The following is a 19,313-nucleotide window of genomic DNA, read 5'->3' on the forward strand; positions in this document are numbered from 1 at the left end:
ATTAATTAGCCTTATTAAAATTTAAAAGTTTTTGAATTTCATATTTTGATCCAAAGAAACAAGGTGTACTAGCATGAATTTCTTTAAATTTGAGATCTAATAAAGAAGTGTTATCTCCATTGCTTGTAAGCCCACCAGCTTTTTCTATAATAAAAGCTAAAGGAAAGACTTCAAAAAATGCTCTTAATTTTCCATTTGGGGCATCTTCTGTAGCAGGATAACTAAACAATCCGCCTTTTTTAATTAAAATTTGATGTATATCACTGACCATTGCCCCAGAATATCTTAGTCTATAACCTTCGTTAAATAATTCTTGTATAAAATTTTTATGTTTATTGCTCCAAAATTTTTGACTTGCACCTGTTGCGTTGATTTTTCCTTTTTCTTGCATGTGAAGCTCTTGTATAAAAACAAAATGATTATTTTGATCCAAGCGATAAAGTTTTGGTAAATCTTCGCAAATTACAAGTTCAACTCTAGGTCCATATATACTATAAACAGCCGCTTTTAAATTTTTTGCATCAGCTTCTTGCTCATAAATGGCAAAAATAGATCCTATGGCAAAATTTACATCCATTAAAGAAGAACCATCTAAAGGATCATAAGCTATGATATATTTAGCTTTTTCATTGATTGTTAATTCTTCTTGCTTTTCTTCGCTAATTAAAGCCTTGATATTTGGACATTCTTTCAAAGTATTTGTAATGATTTGATCGCTTAAAATATCAAATTTAAGTTGAGTGTCTCCTGTGTTATTTTGGGTTTTTTCATAGGAGGTATCTGGAAATTTAAGTTCGTTTGAGATTTTAATTACAGCTTTTTTTATAAAATCAAAAATTTCTTGCATATATTTTTCCTTATATTTTTTTTGCGTGTTCTAAAATGTAAGTATAGATTCCTTCTATATCATCTAAATAAAGCCATTTAAGATTTTTATTTGTAATTTCTTTATAAGAAGCAATAGCGTCTGAAAAAGCAAAATAACTTTCATCAATTTCTTTACAAAATACACTAATTCTTGGAAGATCAAGCGTTTTTAAACCTTCAACTAAACATATATCAAAATCTTTTACCATTTTAATACTTTCTAAAATATCTCGTTCTTGATGAGAAAAAAAAGTTGTTCTGGTAGGGCTTAAAACAATAACTTCGGCACCACTTTGAAAAAAACGAAAGCTATCTTTTCCATTAAAATCAAATTGAGCTTTATCAGAAGGGTCATGTTTTATGATCAAAACTTTAAGATTGTTCTGTATCATTTTTTGAGTGATTTTTGTAATTAATGTTGTTTTTCCAGAATTTGAAGGCCCGCTAAAAGCCATAATAGATTTTGTCATTTTTTCTCTTTGGATATTTTTTTGGAATTATACCTTATTTAAAGCAAAAAATAGAGACAAAAAGTTATAATTACTAAAAATTTTAGGGTTTATTGATGAAAATTTTTATTTTAGTATTGATTCTTTTTTTATTTAATGCTTGCTCTTTAAAAGATGATAAAATTACTGAGATTAATTTAAAAACACAAACTTTAATGTTTTCTCAAAAAAAGAAAATTGATGATGGAAAATTAAGCTCTGTAATCACTATAAGTTATTTAAATCCTGTTTTAGATGAGAAGGCAAAAGAGGATGAATTTGCATTGCAAATTACTCCTAATACATTTAATATAGATCATTTAAAAGTTTATATTAATGATAAAGAAGCCATGATATCTAAAATAGATAAAAATAGTAAATATTTAAAATATTTATTTCAAAATGAATTTACTAGCTATTTTAAATTTTCCCTACCTTCTAATCAAAATGAAACAAATCTTAAAATTAAGATTTGTTTAAATCATTGTTTTGAGCTAAATTTTCAAAAATATCCGAAATCTTTATATTATCGTTCAGAAGATATCGATACACAATATAATTAGCTAAAACCTTTTTGCCATAAATTCTGCTTTCTTGATAAGGCACAAGTTCCATCGATAAAAAAGGTTCAAATTCTCCTTTTTTAAAAAGATCTTTTCTTGCCAACATTCTTTTAGTAAAACCTATACCTCCATTATAGGCATAAGCAACAAAAAGGGGTGAATTTAAATGAGTTTCAAGATAATTTAAATGATGATTGGCGAAATAGTAGGCTATTTTAGGATTAAACATCAAATCTTGATCAAAATTTTCAACTTTTAATTCTTTATTCCCAATGTGATTGGCTAAAAATGGCATAAATTGCATAATTCCTAAGGCATAAGAAGTTGAAATCGCAGTTGGAATAAATCGACTCTCTTGTCTTGCTATAGCTAAAATTAAAGCTTGTCTTTTAGTATCATAATCTTTTATAAATTCAAAATAGGGCATTATAAAATAATGATTTTTAAATTTATGAAGCCTTTCTAGGATATAAGTATAAATAGGCAAGGTTTCTTGCGTATTAAATTGATTGGCAAGATTTTTAAGTTTATCTGGATTAGCATTTGCAATTTCTTTTGAAAGCTCTTGCCACGCAAAAGGATCTTGCATATTAAAAAAGTTTGTTTCTTTTTTTGGTTTAGGATTTAAGATTTTAGGAAAATCTAAATTTATAAGTTCACGTGCATATAGGTTGTAAATATTTAATGAGGTGCTATTAGCTAAAGTAATTAGATCTTGCTTATCTTTTTTAATCATATACATCCAAAATAAAGCATTATCTTTATTTTCTTGTTTGCTAAAACTTTTATAAGCTTGTTCAAAAAAATTAAAAGCTAAATCTTTTTTATTATAAACTAAGGCATTTACACCAAGAAAAAATGCAGAATTTTCTTGTGTATTTTCTGGTTTAACATTTAATAGAGATAGACTAAAATTAGGATTTTCTTTTTTAATTACAACATTTTGGACAAATTGTTTAAAGTTTTGAGAAAAGGAGAGTTTATTGATAAAAGTTGCACTTAAAGGATAATCAATTTTCATAGAATAATTATAAAGTTTAAAAAAATTATCAACATCTTCTTTTTTGTCTAAATAGGCAACAGGTTTTTCTTGATTAAAAGCAAGTAAAAGATTAATAATTTCTGGTTTTTCTTGTTGCATATTTGAAGCTAGAATCTTTCTTGTTTCATTGTTTAAACTAGCTATAAATGTGATAGAGTTTAATCTTACGCTTTGACATGTTAGATTTGCATCTAAAATATTGTTTTTAGTATAAGTAAAGCATTGTTTATATAAAGGATTAATATAGGTTGCAACGGGTATTATCTTTTCAAGTTCAGTTTTAATTTTTCCTACATAACGAAAAATATGAGAATTAAGACTTTGTGCTTCATTTTTGCTTATATTGTTTTCTTCTAGAAGTCTGTAGATATAATAATCTTTAGCCAGAGAATTATCTTTTTGTTTAAGCTCTTTTAGATCGTAAGAATTACCAAATAATAAATTAGATAATAAAAAAATTAAAAGTATTTTTTTCATACAAATTGTCTCGCTAAATTTGAAATTAATATGCTTAAAAATTGTAAAGCTAAAATGATTATTAACGGTGCTAAGTCTATATTGCCAATACGTGTAGGAAATTTTCTCATGATATTATACGCAGGAGCACTTAATTTGTATAAAATTTGCACTATAGGGTTATAAGGATCAGGATTTACCCAGCTTATCAATGCTGAAATAATAATAATCCACATATAAAGATTAATAATAATTTGTAAAATTTGAATCAAAGAGAGTATTAAAGAATCTATAATCATTTTATATCCTTGCTAAGTCATTGATAAAAGGTCTTATATAAATATACAAATCACTAAGTTCTGGGCCGTGAACATTTCCCGTAAGAACAATTCTTAAAGGCATAAAAAATTTTTTTCCTTTTAGATTAGTTCTTTTCATCAGTTCTTCTTTAAAGTCTTCATAGTTTTGAGGTAAGTTAAAATTCTTTAAATTTTCTTTAAGAATTAAACATTCTTCTTTGAAATCTTTATAATCTTTAGTAGAAAAAATAGCTTTCATTTTATCTTTAAGCTCTACTAAAGTACTTGATTCTTGAGTATAAAATTTAGCTAATTCTGCTATATCTTTATTTAAATCTAAAATTTCATTGAGCTTGGCATTTGGCATTCTCTTTATGTGTTCTCTATTGATTTGTAAAAGTTTTTTTAAATCAAACCTTGCAGGAGATTTTGAAATTTTTTTAATGTCAAACCAAGTAAAGGCTTCTTCTAGGGTAAAAATTTCACATGGAGTTTTATTTCCAAGTAAAATTAAGTAATTAATAATCGCATCTGGTAAGATACCGTATTCTAAAAGCCATTTTACACTAGAATGTGCTTCTCTTTTGCTCATTTTTACACCATTTTCATTAAGAATAATAGGCAAATGTGCATAAATAATTTCTTTTTCATAGTTTAAACTTTTGCGGATATGCTCTTGTTTTGGAGTATTTGAAACATGATCTTCTCCTCGTATAATACAAGTTATATTTTCAAGCATATCATCAACTGCACAAGCAAAATTATAAGTTGGAGTTTTATCTGTCCTTAAAATAACAAAAGAATCAATATCATCGGGTTTAAAGTCAAGATTTCCTTTAATCAAATCTTTAAAACCTATATTGTTTTGAGGCTTTTTAAGTCTTATAACAAAAGGTTTATTACAATTTAAAACGTCAATATCTTTTAATTTTTCACAAGTTCCATCATAGCGGTAAGGCTGATTATTTTTTTTTGCCAACTCTTTTTTTTGATTAAGTTCTTCTTCGGTGCAAAAACAAGCAAAAGCCTTTTTTTCACTTACTAGCTTCAAAGCCATTTTTTGATGGAAATTTAAATTTTCGCTTTGTATATATAAATACTGCCAAGAAATACCAAAAAGTTTTAAAAGTTCTTTAATTTCCTCATCTTTACCTTCGATGTTTCGTATTTTATCTGTATCTTCTATACGTAGAACAAATCCACTTTTATCTTGTTTGGAGCAAATATAGTTAAAAATTGCAGCACGTAAATTGCCTATATGCATATCTCCTGTTGGAGAAGGTGCAAATCTATACATCATAATAACCTTTATGAATTTTTTAGTTAAATTTGCATTATAATAAAAAAAAATATATAAAAATTTAATATATTTTTGTGTATAATTTAGAACATGTTAGCTTTTATTTTTTTTTTCACGATTTTATTTATTTTTGCTTTAGCAAATGTATATATTTATAAAAGATTAATAACTAGAATTTCTTTTTTTAAATATTTGTATAATTTTTTTAAATATTTTTTTATATTGCTTTATATTTCGCAAGCATTCTTTTTTCTGCTTCGCAAAGAAGATTTTTTAACTGATAAAGTGTATGAGATTTTGGCTTTATCATTTGCCCCTAGTTATTGTTTCTTTTTTATTACTTTATTTTTAGATTTTATAAAATTTATCTGTATTTTTTCAGGGAAAAATTATTCTATACCATATAGATTTTTACGCATTATTTTTGAAATTTTTATTTTGGTATTGGGAGGTTTTTTAACATATATAAGCATTAATAATGCTCTTAAAATTCCTAATGTTAAAAAAGAACAAATTTATATTGATAACCTCAAGCAAGATTTAAAAATAGCTATGCTTACTGATATTCATCTAGGAAAAAATCTTCATAAAGATTTTTTAGAAAAGCTTATCATAAAAACTAATGCCTTAAATCCTGATTTGATAGTAATAGTAGGGGATCTAGTGGATACTAATGTTGAACATTTAAAGGATTATATAGGCATATTGAATGAATTTAAATCAAAATTTGGAACTTTCTATGTTTTAGGAAATCATGAGTATTATCATAATGTGAATGAAGTTTTACAGCTTTTAAATGAAAATACAAATATGCACATTTTATTAAATAAAAATATAGATTTAGGAGTTATCAATATAGCCGGAATAGGTGATTTAATGGGTCTAAGACAAGGTGTTTATGGGCCAGATTTAGATAAGGTTCAAAAAGATTTAAGCAAAAATAAACCAAGTATTTTATTATCTCATCAGCCAAAAACAGTTTTACTTTATAATGTAAATGATTTTGATCTTATTTTAAGTGGACATACTCATGCTGGGCAAATTTTTCCTTTTGGGGTTATTGTTAAGTTAAATCAAGGTTTTTTACATGGTTTGTATCATTTAAATGAAAAAACAAAACTTTATGTAAGCAGCGGAGCTGGATTTTGGGGTCCTAGTTTAAGAGTTTTTGCTCCAAGTGAAATAGTATTATTAGAATTAAAAGGAAAAAGATGAGCTTTTCTAATCAAAGTTCAAGAGTCTTTGGACTTATAGCTAGATTTAAATTTATCAAACCTTTGCAAACATTGATTAATAAAGCTTATATAAAGTATTTTAAAATTGACATGAGCGAATTTAAACAAGCTGGTGATTATGAAAGTTTAAATGCGCTTTTTACAAGAAGTTTAGAAACTTCAAGAAATCTAGAAAATGATTTTATAGCACCTTGCGATGGAAAAATTTTACAGATTTCAAATTCCTTTTTTCAAAAAGATGAATTTTTTAGTTTTAGTATCAAAGGAAAAGTTTATAATATAAATACTCTTATAAGAGATAGTTTTGAGTCAAAAGAGCTTGAAAATGGGCTTGATTGTGTCAATATTTATCTTTCTCCAAAAGATTATCATCGTTATCATGCCCCTTGTGATTTAGAAATTTTAAGTGCAGTCTATACTAGAGGAAAACTTTATAGTGTAAATGAAAAATATTTAAAAAAAATTTCAAATCTTTATAGCGAAAATGAAAGAGTGTGTTTAAAATGCAAAAGTGAAAATAATTTTATATTTTGGCTTGTTTTTGTTGGAGCGCAAAATGTTGGAAAAATGCGTTTTAATTTTGATTCTAATATACAAACAAATACTAGAAAATACAATAATTTTTCTACAAAATATCATAATTTAAAGATAAAAAAGGGAGAAGAGTTAGGAAATTTCGAGCTTGGTTCTACTATTGTTATATTGTCTCAAAAAGGATTTTTAAATTTTAATATTCAAGAAAATCAAAATATTAAATTTGGTAAAAATATAGCTAATTTTATCTAAAATAATATTTTAAATTTTGGAGTTTTTTGAAGATAACTCTTGAAGAGTTTTGTTATTCTTTTACTTATTTGTTATTTAATTTTTTACTGTTAGATAATAAAATTACATTGATTTGATAGTTTATAGAGTATAAATTTGATTTTCTTAAAGTAATACAAAAAATTATATAAATGTAATATTAATTATTTTTTTGTTACAGATGTTTCATTTACCATTTGATAAATAAAAGCAAATACTTCAGCAACCGCTTTATACATATTAGGAGGTATTTCATCGCCTAAGTCAAGTTTGCTTAAAATTTCTATTAGATCCTCATCCTCTTTTATAGGAACTCCATGTTCTTTGGCTAGAGAAATTATTTTAGAGGCACTTTCACCTTTTCCGCTTGCAAGAACTTTTGGAGCATTTTGCTGATCTTTTTTATAGCCTAATGCAACAGCTTTTTTAATAGATTTTTTAATTTTACCCATAGTTATAGACTTTAATTTTTAGTTAAAATTATATAAAATAAAATATCAATTTAAATTAAAAAAATTATAAATGTGTAAATTTTCTTTTATATCTGTTTAACATACTGTCATTGCCAATAATACCACCTTGATGAATGTATAATATGGGTTTTTTAAAAATAGCTTGATAATGCATCATAGTCTTTATACCTAGCATATCATAAAGTAAGTCAAATTCAATACCACATTCTTTTTTAAGTTTTAAATAAAGTTCATAAAATTCTAAATAAGGTTTGGCAAAATGATATTTTTTAGAAAGTTGTAATATATATAAATTAGAAAAATCATAATAAGGATCAAGAGTTAAAATTTGTTTTTTTAAGTATGCCTCATCGCCAACACAAGCACAGGTAAAAACTTTTGATTTACTATGTTTTGCTAAAAAAGCCGCAGATGTTCCAGTCCCAGAAGGTAAAAATATATCAAAATCTAAATTTAAAATTTTGCTTTGTTGTTCAATTTCTTTTGCAAGATGTATAAAACCAATTTCTGCTTCTTTATTGGCAACTCCTTCTTCTATAAAAATATCTTTTTCTTGTTTTAATGAAAGAGCCTTATCTCTGCGATGGGAAAAATCTAAATTCTGTATAATTAAAGCTTTATTTTCTAGAGCTAAGGCATAGTTTCCATGAGGATTTTGTTCTAAAAAAGAAGAGAGTTTTTCGCAAACAAAAAGAAGTTGATAATTATTTTGTCTGCAAAATATACTAAGAGCAAGCAAAGCATTACTCTGAGAACTCCCAAAACTAATAAAACGTTGATTTTTTGGATATTTGTTCAAGAAATAATAATAAAGTTTTCTTGCTTTATTGCCATTAATTTCACCTAATAAATCATCACGTTTTATATAAAAACTAAAATCACAAAAAGTAATTTTTTCTATAGGACTATTTAAATTCAAAAAATTTTTCGACTTCTTTAAGTGCATTATCATTTTTAATGCTAAATCTAATTTCTATTCTACGACTCAATTCTTTATCTTCTACACCATTTTTAATTATAGGATCAGAAAATGATCTTCCACTTGCCATTAAAAGTTTTTGTAATCTTGGATCTTTATTAAAGGTATAAATAAAACTCATAACTTCATAGGCTCTTTTTTGAGATAAGTCTAAATTATAAATATAAGATCCATCGCTATCTGAGTGCCCTTCTATGATAATATTTTCTATGTTATTTAAAATAGAAGGATCGTTTAATATTGCATTAAAATATTCATTAAGTATTTTTTTAAGATTTGATTTTGCCTCATTTTTTAGTATATAAGAATCTCTATCAAATAAAATTTCTGCTGGTAATATAATTGCTCCAGTTTTTTCATTTATAGTGATATTAGAATCAAGTTTTGATTGAAGTTGTTTACTTAAATTTTCTTTAATAAAATTTAAGTTTTGAACTTTTTCTTTGGCTTCTTCAAAGTCTTGTTTTAAATTTTTAAATTCTTCATCTTTTTTTTCAAGCTGTCCTAATAAAATTAAAATTTGTTTATCTTTGTTGTCTAAACTCAAATTTAATTCTTTGCTTAGTTGTTTATAGTTTGTTATATTTGCTTCAAGTTCCGCTTTTTGTTGGTTGATAAGATTTATTGCATCAGAAGTTTTGCTTAATTCTTTACTTAATTTAAAAACTATATCTTCTTTATTTTTTAATTCTTCTTCGCTTTTTTTAAGGTGTTGTTCTTGCTTATTTAAATTTTTTTTAATTTCTTGTAAATCACTTTGGGTTAAAACATATTTTACTACAATAGCACCAATTAAAAGAATAAAGACAAAAAGTAAGCCAGCCATTAAATCAGCATAGGCTATCCAAAAATTATTTTCTTCTTTATTTTGATTTTCCATATTCTTTCTTTTTATTTATTTTCTTCTTTATTTTCTTCTTTATTTTCTTCTTTATTTTCTTCTTTATTTTCTTCTTTATTTTCTTCTTTATTTTCTTCCCGAATTTTTTGGTTATTTGATAAAGAATTATTATCTTCAAGCTTGGAAATTACTTCACTAGTTTCTTTATCTAGCTCCTCGATTTCTTTTTTTAGTGTATTCATAACTTCAATTTGCTCATCAATATTTCTTTCCTCTTCATAAATTTCTTTAAATTTTTGCATACCTTCAAAAAGACTTGTTTTGAAAGTGTTAAAAATCTTTTCTTGATTTTCGAGCATAGATTTTTCATAAAGCTCAAATCCTTTTTGAAAATGTTGCACTTTTTCATCAAAACTACTTAAAGTTTTATCAAAATGAGCAATTTTTTCGGAGCTAATGTCTAGTAAACGATTATATTGTTCTGACATTCTGGTGCTAATTTCTTTTAGATTTTGATTTAAAATACCAACCGCATTAAGCATTTCAGAGTAAAGTCTACCAAGATCTCTTTGGTCTCTTTGAGCTCTACTTAGTTCACCCATAGTTTGTTTAATATGTTCACTACTAAGTCTTATAGCTTTTTCTTCTACATTTAACATATCTTGAAAAATACTAAATTTTCTATCAATTGCGTGATCTAATTCTTTAAAAAAATCATTGTTGCTAACTTGTTTAAAAATAGTCCCAATTTTATCAAAATGCTCCAAACTTTCGCGTAGGTATCTTTGATCAATTTCTTCTTTTGTCCAAAAAAAATCATTTGTAGAGTTCTTTTGACGATTTAATAATTTTTGAATTTTGCTCATTCCGTATTTTTCAAAAAATATCCACCATAAGGCTAAAAAAATTCCATAAATAGAAACATAAAAAGCTGTTCCAACTCCGTTTAAAAGTAGAGAAATTTCATGTTCTAAAGAGGCTGTATCGCTAGAATTAAAATTTGGCATTGATAAGGCAATGCTTACAAATGTTCCTAAAATTCCCATCATAGGAAAAATTGCAGAACCTATAGAAGCAAAATTTTCATTTCTTGCTCCTTTTATGTAATTGTAAGCAAAGTCATTGAAATTGGCATTTGATTTTGTGTCCTTGCCTATGGTTAAAAAGTGTTTCATAATATAACGTTTTAAAGCCTGCTTAAATTCATTTTTTTGTTGTTCAAAGATGCTATAAGCATACTCAGCATTGTGTCTTGTAAAAATTAAAGCTGTTATAAAAATAATACCTGTCATAACAACGGTATGAATTTCCACTTTAAAACTAATTTTTCCAAAATATCCAAGTAAAATTAAAATATATAAAATAGCAGGGATGAAAATAATTTTTAAATAAACTAAGTATCCTTTGTTTTCTTTGCTTTCTGGTAAAATAAGTTCTGAAATTTCTTCTGATTTTATTTCCATATTGGACCTTTTTTTGTATTGGTTTAATTGTAAAAATTAAAAAATATTCACAATTAAACCAACGTTGGTTGGTTTAATTTTTATTAATACAATTTAAATTTTCAAATGCAATTTCTAAACGTTTGATCATACTTTTTTCTCCAGATCTTAACCAAACGCGCGGATCATAATATTTTTTATTTGGTTTATCATCTCCTTCTGGATTGCCAATTTGTCCTTGTAAATAAGCTTTATTTTGGCTCTCATATAAACGAACACCATCCCAAAATGCCCATTGAGTATCTGTATCAATATTCATTTTTATTACACCATAGCTGATTGCATCTTGTATATCTTTTAATTCGCTTCCACTTCCGCCGTGGAAAACAAAATTAATAGGCTTAGCGTGAGAAAGTTTGAATTTGTTTTTTACGTACTCTTGAGAATTTTTTAATATTTCAGGTTGTAAAGTAACATTTCCAGGTTTATAGACCCCATGAACATTTCCAAAACTCGCGGCTATGGTAAAGTTATTGCTAATCTTGCTTAATGTTTCATAAGCAAGAGCCACATCTTCTGGTTGAGTGTAAAGTTTGGCATTATCAATATTTGTATTATCAACACCATCTTCTTCTCCGCCTGTGCAACCAAGTTCGATTTCTAAAGAAATTCCTAGGGCACTTAATTGCTTAAGATAGGAGCTACAAATACTTAAATTTTCTTCTAAGCTTTCTTCGCTCAAATCTAACATATGTGAGCTAAACAGTGCTTGAGAATACTGTTGTTTGAAATCTATGTTTGCTTTAATAAGACCATCAATCCAAGGCAAAAGTTTTTTAGCGGCGTGGTCTGTATGTAAAATTACTGGGATATTATAAGCTTTTGCAAGCAAATGGACATGTTTTGCACCACTAATTGCTCCTAAGATTTCTGCGTTAGGACAATTTTTTCCTGCATAGAATTTTGCTCCTCCATTTGAAAATTGGATAATAACTGGGGAATTAACCTTTTTTGCTGTTTCTAAAACAGCATTAATAGAGTTAGTTCCTACAACATTAACAGCTGGAATAGCAAATTTTTCAGCTTTAGCATAATCATAGATTTTATTAAGTTCATCTCCGGTTATAACTCCAGGTTTTACTATATCTAAAATTCCCATTATTTATATTCCACTTTTGCTTGATTAATAAGATCTTGAGTTTTTTGTGCCATTATTTTCTTAAACTCTTCAAATTTAAGCCCATTTTCAATGCCTTGTTTAACTTCATTGAAGCTTATTTGTTTTTTTGGTTGAGAATTTTCTTTAAGAATAACATGATAACCAAAATTAGTTTTTATAGGAGTTTTCGTTATCTCTCCATTTTTAAGAGAAAAAGCAGCATCTGTGAAAGGTTTTACCATTGTTGATTGATCAAACCATCCAAGTTCTCCGCCTTGAGAAGCTGAGCCTGTGTCAATTGATTTTTCTTTTGCAAGAGAGCTAAATTTTTTAAGTAGTGCCTCACCTTTTAAATTTTTAAGTTCATTAATAATGCTTGTAGCTTCTTTTTCGCTAGAAACTAAGATATGTCTTGCTTGCACTCTTGCTTGTTGAACATATTTGTCTTTGTTTTGTTCATAAAAGGCTTTTACTTTTGATTCATCAACTTTAACGGAGTTAAGAATTTTTTCTTGATAAACAGCCAATAAAATACCTTCTTTAGCCTTTTCAAGTTCTTTTGCATAAAGAGGATCTTTTTCTAAATTTTGTTTTTTAGCATCTTGTAAAACAAGTTCTTGTGCAATATATTGTTGAATTAAAGCTTTTTTCTGATCTTGTGGAAGATTTGTAAAATTTTGTCCTCTTAGCATTGGTGCAAAAAATTCTCCTACTTCTGTATCACTAATGTTTTTACCATTAAGAACAGCCACAGTAGCTGCATTTAAATTAAAACTTATTCCAGCAATTAATGATGCTGCAACTAAAGAAATTTTTTTCATCGTTTTGTTTTCCTTTTTTTAAATTTTTGTCTATAGATTATATCTAAACTTAGTTTAAAGCTAATTAACTAAAATAAAAAAATGAAAAGAAATTTAAAAATTAAAGAACTTTTTTTAGAAAAATTTGATAAACCTGTAACAGAGCTTAAATTTAGAAATCTTTATGAGCTTTTAGTTTGCGTAATGCTTTCAGCTCAGTGCACTGATAAAAGGGTTAATTTAATCACTCCTGCATTTTTTGAGGCATATCCTGATATAAAGGCTCTATCAAATGCCAATTTAGCGAGTGTTAAAAGTTTTATTCAAACTTGCTCTTTTTTTAATAATAAAGCAGAAAACTTAATTAAAATGGCAAAAACTGTATGTGAAAATTTTAACGGAGAAATCCCTTTAAATGAGAAAGATTTAAAATCTTTGGCCGGAGTTGGACAAAAAACTGCCCATGTAGTTTTAATCGAATGGTGTGGGGCAAATTTTATGGCTGTAGATACTCATGTATTTAGAGTGTCGCATCGTTTAGGTCTTAGTAAGGCAAAAACTCCAGAAGAAACCGAGAAAGATTTAACAAAAATTTTTCAAAATAATTTAAACTATCTTCATCAGGCAATGGTTCTTTTTGGAAGGTATACTTGCAAGGCTAAAAAACCTCTTTGTAAAGAGTGTTTTTTAGAACATTTGTGCAAAAGTAAAGATAAAATAGTTTAATGACCAAAGAATGGCAAATATAAAAAAGCATTAATAATTAAAGCGTTGATTATATCAATAAAAAATGCACCGCAAAGAGGCACAATAATAAATGCCATATGACTTGGTCCATAATGATTTGTAACTGCTTGCATATTTACCATAGCTGTTGGAGTTGCTCCCAATCCAAATCCACAATGCCCCGCTGCTAAAACTGCTGCATCATAATCTTTTCCACAAAATTTAAAGGTAATAAATATTGAATAAAGAATCATGGTAATAACTTGAAAAATTAAGATAACTAGAATTGGTAGCGCAAGTGAAACAAGCTCCCAAAGATTTACAGTCATTAGGGCAAAAGTTAAGAAAAGCGATAAACTGACATTTCCAAGGACAGAAACTTCTCTATCAAACACTTGATGAACTTTTGAAATAGAAAGAGTATTGCGTAAAATAACTCCCACAAAAAGACAATATACAAAAGTTGGCAATGTAAATCCAGTGCTTGATTTAATCCAAGATGATAAATAACTTCCTATTAATAAGCAAAGACCTATTAAAGCAAGAGACTTAATAAAAGAGGTTGGGGTGATAAGTTTTTCTTTTTGAGGTTCTTCAAAATTTAAAATAGCTTCATTTGATGAATTATCTTCTAGATTTGTTTTTAAACTATATTTATTAATTAAAAATCTTGCTACAGGACCCCCTATAATACCTCCAGCTATTAATCCAAATGTAGCACTTGCAATTGCAACTTCTGTTGCAGGTGTGAAAAAATATGGAGCTTTTATAAATTCACTTGCCCAAGCAGCACCTGTGCCGTGACCACCGCTCATAGTAATCGATCCTCCAAGTAATCCAATGAGAGGATTTTGACCCATAGCACTAGCAACGCCAATTCCTATAATGTTTTGGGTTATCAACAATCCCGATATAACAAATAAGAAAATAATTAATTTTTTCCCGCCCTTTTTTAGAGAAGAAAAATCAGCTAATAAACCTATACTGGCAAAAAAAGTAAGCATCAAAGGATCTTTAAATGAATTGTCAAATTTAATGCTTATATCCCCAAAAGAATATATAAGAAGTATGACTATAGATGCAATTCCGCCTCCAACTACAGGTTCTGGAATATTATAATCTTTTAAAAACTTAATTTTATTTGTTATAAAAAAACCAAGTAATAAAACTAAAACTATAACAACTAGTGTTGCATAGAAGTCAAAATTTAAACTCATGTAAACTCCTAGAAATTATTTTAATTTATTTTAAAAATCTTTGCTTGAAAATATTATAAAAATTAAACAAGGTTTAATGTAAATTAAAATTAATGTTACGAAAATACAATAATTATTAAGAATAACTAAAGTATAATTAACCTTTGTAGATAAAAATTTTAAAAATATTTAGAGATTTTATTAATGAAAAAGAGTATTATCATTTTGTTTTGTATTTTTGGCTTAACTTTTGCTAATGATCGTTATATCCCTAGTAAAGAATTTAAGAAATATTTTAACAATGAAGATTGTTCTTTGGTCTTGGATAAATTTTATTATTTAAATTGTTATGATTATGGTTATAAGGGAACAAAAGCAGTGGCTTATAGAGTAGAAGCTAGTAATTTAAAAGCTGTTCAATTAAAAAATAGACCATACTTTGAAGAAGATACAAATATACCAAAAAAATATAGAACTTATTGGCAAGATTATAAAAAGAGTGGTTATACAAGAGGCCATACTGCTCCAAATGCTTCATTTCGTTTTAGTGCGGCTGCGCAAAAATCAGTTTTTTTAATGAGTAATATTACTCCACAAAATGCACAAATTAATAATAAAGTTTGGAATAAAATTGAAAAAAGAGAAAGACAGCTTGCTTTAAAAAATGGAAGTATCGAGGTTTTAAATTTAGTAATTTATCAAGATAATCCAAAATTTATTAGAAATAATATCGCTATTCCTAGTCATTATATTAAAATTTTAAAGACAAATAGCTATAAAGAATGCTATCAAGTCCCAAATCAAAATGTAGAAGACGAGAAAATTAAAAATTATAAGATTGATTGTAAAATATTTTAGGCAAAAAATTTATGCTTCTTACTATTTTATATATTATCGGAATATCTGCTGAAGGAATGACAGGTGCTCTGGCTGCTGGAAAATACAAAATGGATTTGTTTGGAGTTATATTTATTGCTTTAGTGACTGCAATTGGTGGAGGTAGTATTAGAGATATATTATTAGGTCATTATCCACTTACTTGGGTAAAACATCCAGAATATATTATCTTAATTTGTTTTTTTGCCTTATTTGCAACAAGAATTCCGCGTATAGTTACAAGGCTTGAAGGTCTATTTTTAACTCTTGATGCTGTAGGGCTTGTTGTTTTTAGTATACTTGGTGCACAAATTGCAATTGAACAGAATTATGGTTATATTATAGCAGTATCTGCGGCGGTTATAACAGGTGTTTTTGGTGGAATTTTAAGAGATATTTTGTGTATGAGGATTCCACTTGTTTTTCAAAAAGAAATTTATGCAGGAATTGCTATTATTACGGCAACAGTCTATTTTGTATTAAGAATATGGTTCGAATTTAGCGATTTGATATGTACTCTTGTATCACTTTTATTTGGTGTAAGCATAAGACTTTTGGCTATTAAGTATAAGTGGTCTTTGCCTATATTTTCTTATAATGAAAATGATCAGGAAAATAAACAAAAAGGTTAAATAATATGAAAATAAAATTTATATTTATGATGTTTATATTTATTTTAATGGGTTGTGAGCACAAAAGCGAAGAATACTATAAAGCTCATCCAGAGGAGGCTAGAAAAAGATCTTTAGAGTGTCGTCACAATGCTATAATCAGTTTAGATTGTGTTAATGCATATAAAGTTGGTTTTCCTAGAGATGAAAATTTAACACAAGAGTGATTTTAATTTTCATCAAAAGAAATCTTTTTTAATAAATCTTGAGGCTTTATAAATCCTGTAATTTTCAATTTTTCTTGGTTATTTTGAAAAAAGATTAAAACTGGTGGACCAAAGACATTAAAGTGTTTCATTATTTTAATTTGTTCTTCATTATTTTCACTTACATCAACTTTTATAAGTTTATATTCATTTAACTCTTTAATAACCGCAGGATCTTTAAAGGTAATATTATCTAAAAGCTTGCAATTTTCACACCATGTAGCAGTAAAATCTATCATAACTTTTTTTTGGCTATTTTTAATAACATTTAAAAGTTCATCTAAATTAGAGATATAAGTAAAATTTAAAAAATTGTATTTTTGTGTTTGATTAGAAAGAAAATTTGGAACCTCTTTAATATTAAAGATTCCGGCTAAAAACAATGCGATACTTAAACTAAGAATTAAAATAAGTAAAGATTTTTTAAAAGAGTTTAAAAAGTTTTTTGCTTTATCAAAAATACCCATAAAAACACAAAAGAAAACACCTAATACTCCATATCCTATCAGAATAAATCTAAAATCTAAAATTCTTTCTAAAATCCAAATAGCCATACCAAGCATTATAAAGCCAAAAAGAATTTTAACTTTTTTCATCCATTGTCCAGGTTTAATAAAGCCAATTCCTAGACCTATAAATAATAAAGGAATTCCCATTCCAAAACTCATAGTAAATAATGTTAAGCCTCCAAGTATCATATCTCCAGAATTTGCTATATAGAGTAAAGCTCCAGCTAAAGGAGCGGCTACACAAGGTCCCACAATTAAAGCTGATAAAAATCCCATTATGGCAATACTAATTATACCTTTGCCTTGATTGGTTTTTTTATGAATAAAATTTTGAAATTTGCTAGGAAGTTCAAAGTTAAAAACTTCAAACATGGCTAAAGAAAATAATACAAATATAAGAGAGAAAAAAATTAAAACAACAGGTTTTTGCAGCAATCCTTGAACGCTTGCACCAATATAGCTTGCAATTATTCCAGCGATCGCATAGGCTAAAGACATAAAAAAAACATAGATAAAAGATAGAAAAAAACTGTATTTTTTTGAAATACCTACTTTTGACATAATTAAAGAAGATAAAATAGGAATCATTGGCAATGTACAAGGAGTTAAGGATAATAATAAACCATATCCAAAAAAAGTTATTAAAATGGTAAATAAATTTTCAGTATTAATAAATTTTTCAATAATGCTTTCTTCTGAAGCAGAAGTTGGGTTTTGTTGTTTTATTTTATTTATTTTTGAATAGATATAAATATTATTTTTTTCTTTTAAGGAGTAATTAATTTTTTGAGGTTGATAGCACAGGCCTTGATTTGAGCATCCTTGATAAGTTATTTGCAATAAACTATCTTTTTTTTGTGTATATTGATCTAGTAAAATATTAGGCACAGCAAGAGATAGGTTTTTATAATATATGTATTCATTATCTTTTATAATTGGATTTGGAAAATTTAATAACTTTGTAATATCTTTTTCATTAAGTTTGATTGTTATTTTATCTTTATAAAGATAAATTTCATCTCCAAGTTTAAAATTAATATAAAGAGCTTGTTTATCTGAATTTAAAGTAACATTAAAAGCTTTATCAAGACTTAATATATTTGCAAAAATAAAATTAAACAATATTAATAATAAAAAAACAAAACGCACTATTTTCCTTTATATTTTTAAGTTTAAGATAAGATTATATTTTATTAAAGTTAATTAATGATATATTTTTCTTTTTACCCTTGACAAAATACTTTATATTTTGGCATAATCACAACTCAGTTTTTAAACACGTCTCGTTAGCTCAGCCGGTAGAGCATCTCCCTTTTAAGGAGGGGGCCGTTGGTTCGAATCCAACACGGGACACCACTTAGGTCGCTTAGCTCAGTTGGTAGAGCGCCACCCTTACAAGGTGGATGTCATAAGTTCGAGTCTTATAGTGACCACCACTTCATTCTTTTGCGGCGGTAGTTCAGCTGGTTAGAATATCGGCCTGTCACGCCGGAGGTCGCGGGTTCGAGCCCCGTCCGCCGCGCCATTGTCTCGTTAGCTCAGCCGGTAGAGCATCTCCCTTTTAAGGAGGGGGCCGTTGGTTCGAATCCAACACGGGACACCACTTTTATAGGGTTTGACCCTTTCGTCTAGTGGCCCAGGACATCACTCTCTCTGTGTGAAAACAGAGGTTCAAATCCTCTAGGGGTCGCCAAAAATATATTAGGTCGCTTAGCTCAGTTGGTAGAGCGCCACCCTTACAAGGTGGATGTCATAAGTTCGAGTCTTATAGTGACCACCACTTCATTCTTTTGCGGCGGTAGTTCAGCTGGTTAGAATATCGGCCTGTCACGCCGGAGGTCGCGGGTTCGAGCCCCGTCCGCCGCGCCAGAAAAGGAACAATAATGCAAGATAATGCCTCATATAGAATAAAAAATACCCTCTCTTATAAACTTGGACTTGCTTTAATTAATTTTAATAAAAAAATAAATAATAATAGTATTCTGGGGGGGGGATTGAGTATTTAAAGCTTATAAAAGAGCTTTATATTTTAAAAAGAACCCATCAAAAACAAAAAATACTCTATAAACAAATCACACAAATCTTTCCAGAATTTACTTATACACCCTTAAAAGATTGTAAAGACTATAAAGAAGCTTTAAAATTAAAACTACATCTTTGTTATTTTTTGGGAGAAGCTTTAATAAAAACTCATAAGAATTGGTATAAAGGATCTTATCTTTTCTTATTTAAAGAATTTAAACAAGCTAAATACAATTATACAAGCATTAAAGAGTTTTTAGATACTTTAAGTTTATATACTACTTCTTTAAATCCTAATATTTATGAAAACATATTAAATCATATTGATTTTTTTACAAACAAAAATTATCAAGACAATC

At 27.4% G+C, this 19,313-nt stretch carries 22 protein-coding genes and 7 tRNA genes; 16 read left to right on the forward strand and 13 right to left on the reverse strand.

The window, feature by feature from the left end; genetic code table 11:
- Position 1: 1 nt before the first annotated feature.
- On the reverse strand, positions 2-847 hold the full coding sequence (locus DU473_RS03560) for a class 1 fructose-bisphosphatase (protein ID WP_131186534.1): 846 nt from the start codon (positions 845-847) through the stop codon (positions 2-4).
- A 10-nt stretch (positions 848-857) separates the two neighbouring features.
- Positions 858-1,337: a molybdopterin-guanine dinucleotide biosynthesis protein B gene (gene mobB, locus DU473_RS03565; RefSeq protein ID WP_131165967.1), complete on the reverse strand. Its 480-nt coding sequence runs from the start codon at positions 1,335-1,337 to the stop codon at positions 858-860.
- Between the two features lie 95 nt (positions 1,338-1,432).
- Here mobB and DU473_RS03570 point away from each other — a divergent pair, with 95 nt between their 5' ends.
- Positions 1,433-1,918: a hypothetical protein gene (locus tag DU473_RS03570; RefSeq protein ID WP_131163548.1), complete on the forward strand. Its 486-nt coding sequence runs from the start codon at positions 1,433-1,435 to the stop codon at positions 1,916-1,918.
- On the opposite strand, the gene DU473_RS03575 is transcribed toward DU473_RS03570, so the two are convergent.
- Genes DU473_RS03575 through gltX form a run of 3 tightly spaced genes read right to left on the reverse strand, consistent with a single transcriptional unit; the run spans position 1,821 to position 5,012 of the window.
- Positions 1,821-3,437, reverse strand: coding sequence for a lytic transglycosylase domain-containing protein (locus tag DU473_RS03575; protein WP_131163547.1), 1,617 nt, complete (start codon positions 3,435-3,437; stop codon positions 1,821-1,823). The genes DU473_RS03570 and DU473_RS03575 overlap by 98 nt on opposite strands.
- Complete coding sequence (locus DU473_RS03580) at positions 3,434-3,715, reverse strand: YggT family protein (protein WP_131163546.1); 282 nt, start codon at positions 3,713-3,715, stop codon at positions 3,434-3,436. Before DU473_RS03580 ends, DU473_RS03575 begins: the two co-directional genes overlap by 4 nt.
- A gap of 1 nt (position 3,716) precedes the next feature.
- On the reverse strand, positions 3,717-5,012 hold the full coding sequence (gltX, locus tag DU473_RS03585) for a glutamate--tRNA ligase (protein WP_131186535.1): 1,296 nt from the start codon (positions 5,010-5,012) through the stop codon (positions 3,717-3,719).
- 93 nt (positions 5,013-5,105) lie between these two features.
- On the opposite strand from gltX, the gene DU473_RS03590 reads away from it, so the two are divergent.
- Both DU473_RS03590 and DU473_RS03595 read left to right on the forward strand, forming a co-directional pair.
- On the forward strand, positions 5,106-6,230 hold the full coding sequence (locus DU473_RS03590; protein WP_131186536.1) for a metallophosphoesterase: 1,125 nt from the start codon (positions 5,106-5,108) through the stop codon (positions 6,228-6,230).
- Positions 6,227-7,036: a phosphatidylserine decarboxylase gene (locus DU473_RS03595; RefSeq protein WP_131163544.1), complete on the forward strand. Its 810-nt coding sequence runs from the start codon at positions 6,227-6,229 to the stop codon at positions 7,034-7,036. Before DU473_RS03590 ends, DU473_RS03595 begins: the two co-directional genes overlap by 4 nt.
- A gap of 182 nt (positions 7,037-7,218) precedes the next feature.
- Here DU473_RS03595 and DU473_RS03600 read toward each other — a convergent pair whose 3' ends face one another.
- The 6 genes from DU473_RS03600 to DU473_RS03625 all read right to left on the reverse strand — a co-directional run bounded on the left by DU473_RS03600 (position 7,219) and on the right by DU473_RS03625 (position 12,769).
- Positions 7,219-7,506: a FlhB-like flagellar biosynthesis protein gene (locus DU473_RS03600; RefSeq protein ID WP_131163543.1), complete on the reverse strand. Its 288-nt coding sequence runs from the start codon at positions 7,504-7,506 to the stop codon at positions 7,219-7,221.
- Between the two features lie 64 nt (positions 7,507-7,570).
- On the reverse strand, positions 7,571-8,473 hold the full coding sequence (locus DU473_RS03605) for a 1-aminocyclopropane-1-carboxylate deaminase/D-cysteine desulfhydrase (RefSeq protein WP_131186540.1): 903 nt from the start codon (positions 8,471-8,473) through the stop codon (positions 7,571-7,573).
- Positions 8,433-9,386, reverse strand: a complete 954-nt coding sequence (locus DU473_RS03610) for an OmpA family protein (protein WP_131163542.1) — start codon at positions 9,384-9,386, stop codon at positions 8,433-8,435. Before DU473_RS03610 ends, DU473_RS03605 begins: the two co-directional genes overlap by 41 nt.
- Positions 9,387-9,397: 11 nt before the next feature.
- A complete protein-coding gene (locus DU473_RS03615; protein ID WP_131186537.1) occupies positions 9,398-10,810 on the reverse strand; it encodes a MotA/TolQ/ExbB proton channel family protein in 1,413 nt (470 codons plus the stop codon).
- A gap of 73 nt (positions 10,811-10,883) precedes the next feature.
- Positions 10,884-11,948 carry a class II fructose-bisphosphate aldolase gene (gene fbaA, locus DU473_RS03620; protein WP_131186538.1) on the reverse strand — a complete coding sequence of 355 codons (1,065 nt, stop codon included), beginning with the start codon at positions 11,946-11,948 and terminating at the stop codon, positions 10,884-10,886.
- Positions 11,948-12,769 carry a peptidylprolyl isomerase gene (locus tag DU473_RS03625; protein ID WP_131163539.1) on the reverse strand — a complete coding sequence of 274 codons (822 nt, stop codon included), beginning with the start codon at positions 12,767-12,769 and terminating at the stop codon, positions 11,948-11,950. Before DU473_RS03625 ends, fbaA begins: the two co-directional genes overlap by 1 nt.
- An 81-nt stretch (positions 12,770-12,850) precedes the next feature.
- On the opposite strand from DU473_RS03625, the gene nth reads away from it, so the two are divergent.
- Positions 12,851-13,474: an endonuclease III gene (nth, locus tag DU473_RS03630; protein ID WP_131163538.1), complete on the forward strand. Its 624-nt coding sequence runs from the start codon at positions 12,851-12,853 to the stop codon at positions 13,472-13,474.
- Here the strand turns inward: nth and gltS are convergent.
- Positions 13,471-14,691 carry a sodium/glutamate symporter gene (gene gltS / locus DU473_RS03635; RefSeq protein ID WP_131163537.1) on the reverse strand — a complete coding sequence of 407 codons (1,221 nt, stop codon included), beginning with the start codon at positions 14,689-14,691 and terminating at the stop codon, positions 13,471-13,473. The two genes, nth and gltS, sit on opposite strands and share 4 nt — an antisense overlap.
- Before the next feature lie 183 nt (positions 14,692-14,874).
- Between gltS and DU473_RS03640 the strand changes: the two genes are divergently transcribed.
- From DU473_RS03640 to DU473_RS03650, 3 genes are read left to right on the forward strand one after another with little or no spacing between them, the layout of a single operon-like run.
- Positions 14,875-15,528, forward strand: coding sequence for a DNA/RNA non-specific endonuclease (locus DU473_RS03640; protein WP_131186539.1), 654 nt, complete (start codon positions 14,875-14,877; stop codon positions 15,526-15,528).
- Between the two features lie 11 nt (positions 15,529-15,539).
- Positions 15,540-16,178 carry a trimeric intracellular cation channel family protein gene (locus tag DU473_RS03645; RefSeq protein WP_131163535.1) on the forward strand — a complete coding sequence of 213 codons (639 nt, stop codon included), beginning with the start codon at positions 15,540-15,542 and terminating at the stop codon, positions 16,176-16,178.
- A 5-nt stretch (positions 16,179-16,183) separates the two neighbouring features.
- Positions 16,184-16,384: an EexN family lipoprotein gene (locus DU473_RS03650; protein ID WP_131163534.1), complete on the forward strand. Its 201-nt coding sequence runs from the start codon at positions 16,184-16,186 to the stop codon at positions 16,382-16,384.
- 2 nt (positions 16,385-16,386) lie between these two features.
- Here DU473_RS03650 and dsbD read toward each other — a convergent pair whose 3' ends face one another.
- Entirely contained in the window at positions 16,387-18,081 is a 1,695-nt protein-coding gene (gene dsbD, locus DU473_RS03655) for a protein-disulfide reductase DsbD (RefSeq protein ID WP_131163533.1), read from the reverse strand.
- Positions 18,082-18,212: 131 nt separating this feature from the next.
- On the opposite strand from dsbD, the gene DU473_RS03660 reads away from it, so the two are divergent.
- The 9 genes from DU473_RS03660 to DU473_RS08355 form a co-directional block, all read left to right on the forward strand.
- Positions 18,213-18,288: transfer RNA gene (locus DU473_RS03660), tRNA-Lys, on the forward strand.
- A 4-nt stretch (positions 18,289-18,292) separates the two neighbouring features.
- Positions 18,293-18,368: transfer RNA gene (locus DU473_RS03665), tRNA-Val, on the forward strand.
- Positions 18,369-18,380: 12 nt separating this feature from the next.
- A tRNA-Asp gene (locus DU473_RS03670) sits at positions 18,381-18,457 on the forward strand.
- 2 nt (positions 18,458-18,459) lie between these two features.
- Positions 18,460-18,535, forward strand: a tRNA-Lys gene (locus DU473_RS03675).
- Between the two features lie 14 nt (positions 18,536-18,549).
- Positions 18,550-18,625 (forward strand) — tRNA-Glu (locus DU473_RS03680).
- A gap of 11 nt (positions 18,626-18,636) precedes the next feature.
- Positions 18,637-18,712, forward strand: a tRNA-Val gene (locus DU473_RS03685).
- A gap of 12 nt (positions 18,713-18,724) precedes the next feature.
- Positions 18,725-18,801 (forward strand) — tRNA-Asp (locus DU473_RS03690).
- A 14-nt stretch (positions 18,802-18,815) separates the two neighbouring features.
- Positions 18,816-18,938: a hypothetical protein gene (locus tag DU473_RS08425; protein ID WP_262867800.1), complete on the forward strand. Its 123-nt coding sequence runs from the start codon at positions 18,816-18,818 to the stop codon at positions 18,936-18,938.
- A 50-nt stretch (positions 18,939-18,988) separates the two neighbouring features.
- Positions 18,989-19,313: DUF8374 domain-containing protein (locus DU473_RS08355; RefSeq protein ID WP_498365875.1), on the forward strand; the 325-nt coding region annotated here is incomplete at its 3' end.

Origin of the sequence: Campylobacter novaezeelandiae, assembly GCF_004323845.1 — a bacterium.
In the GTDB taxonomy this organism is placed as follows: domain Bacteria; phylum Campylobacterota; class Campylobacteria; order Campylobacterales; family Campylobacteraceae; genus Campylobacter_D; species Campylobacter_D novaezeelandiae.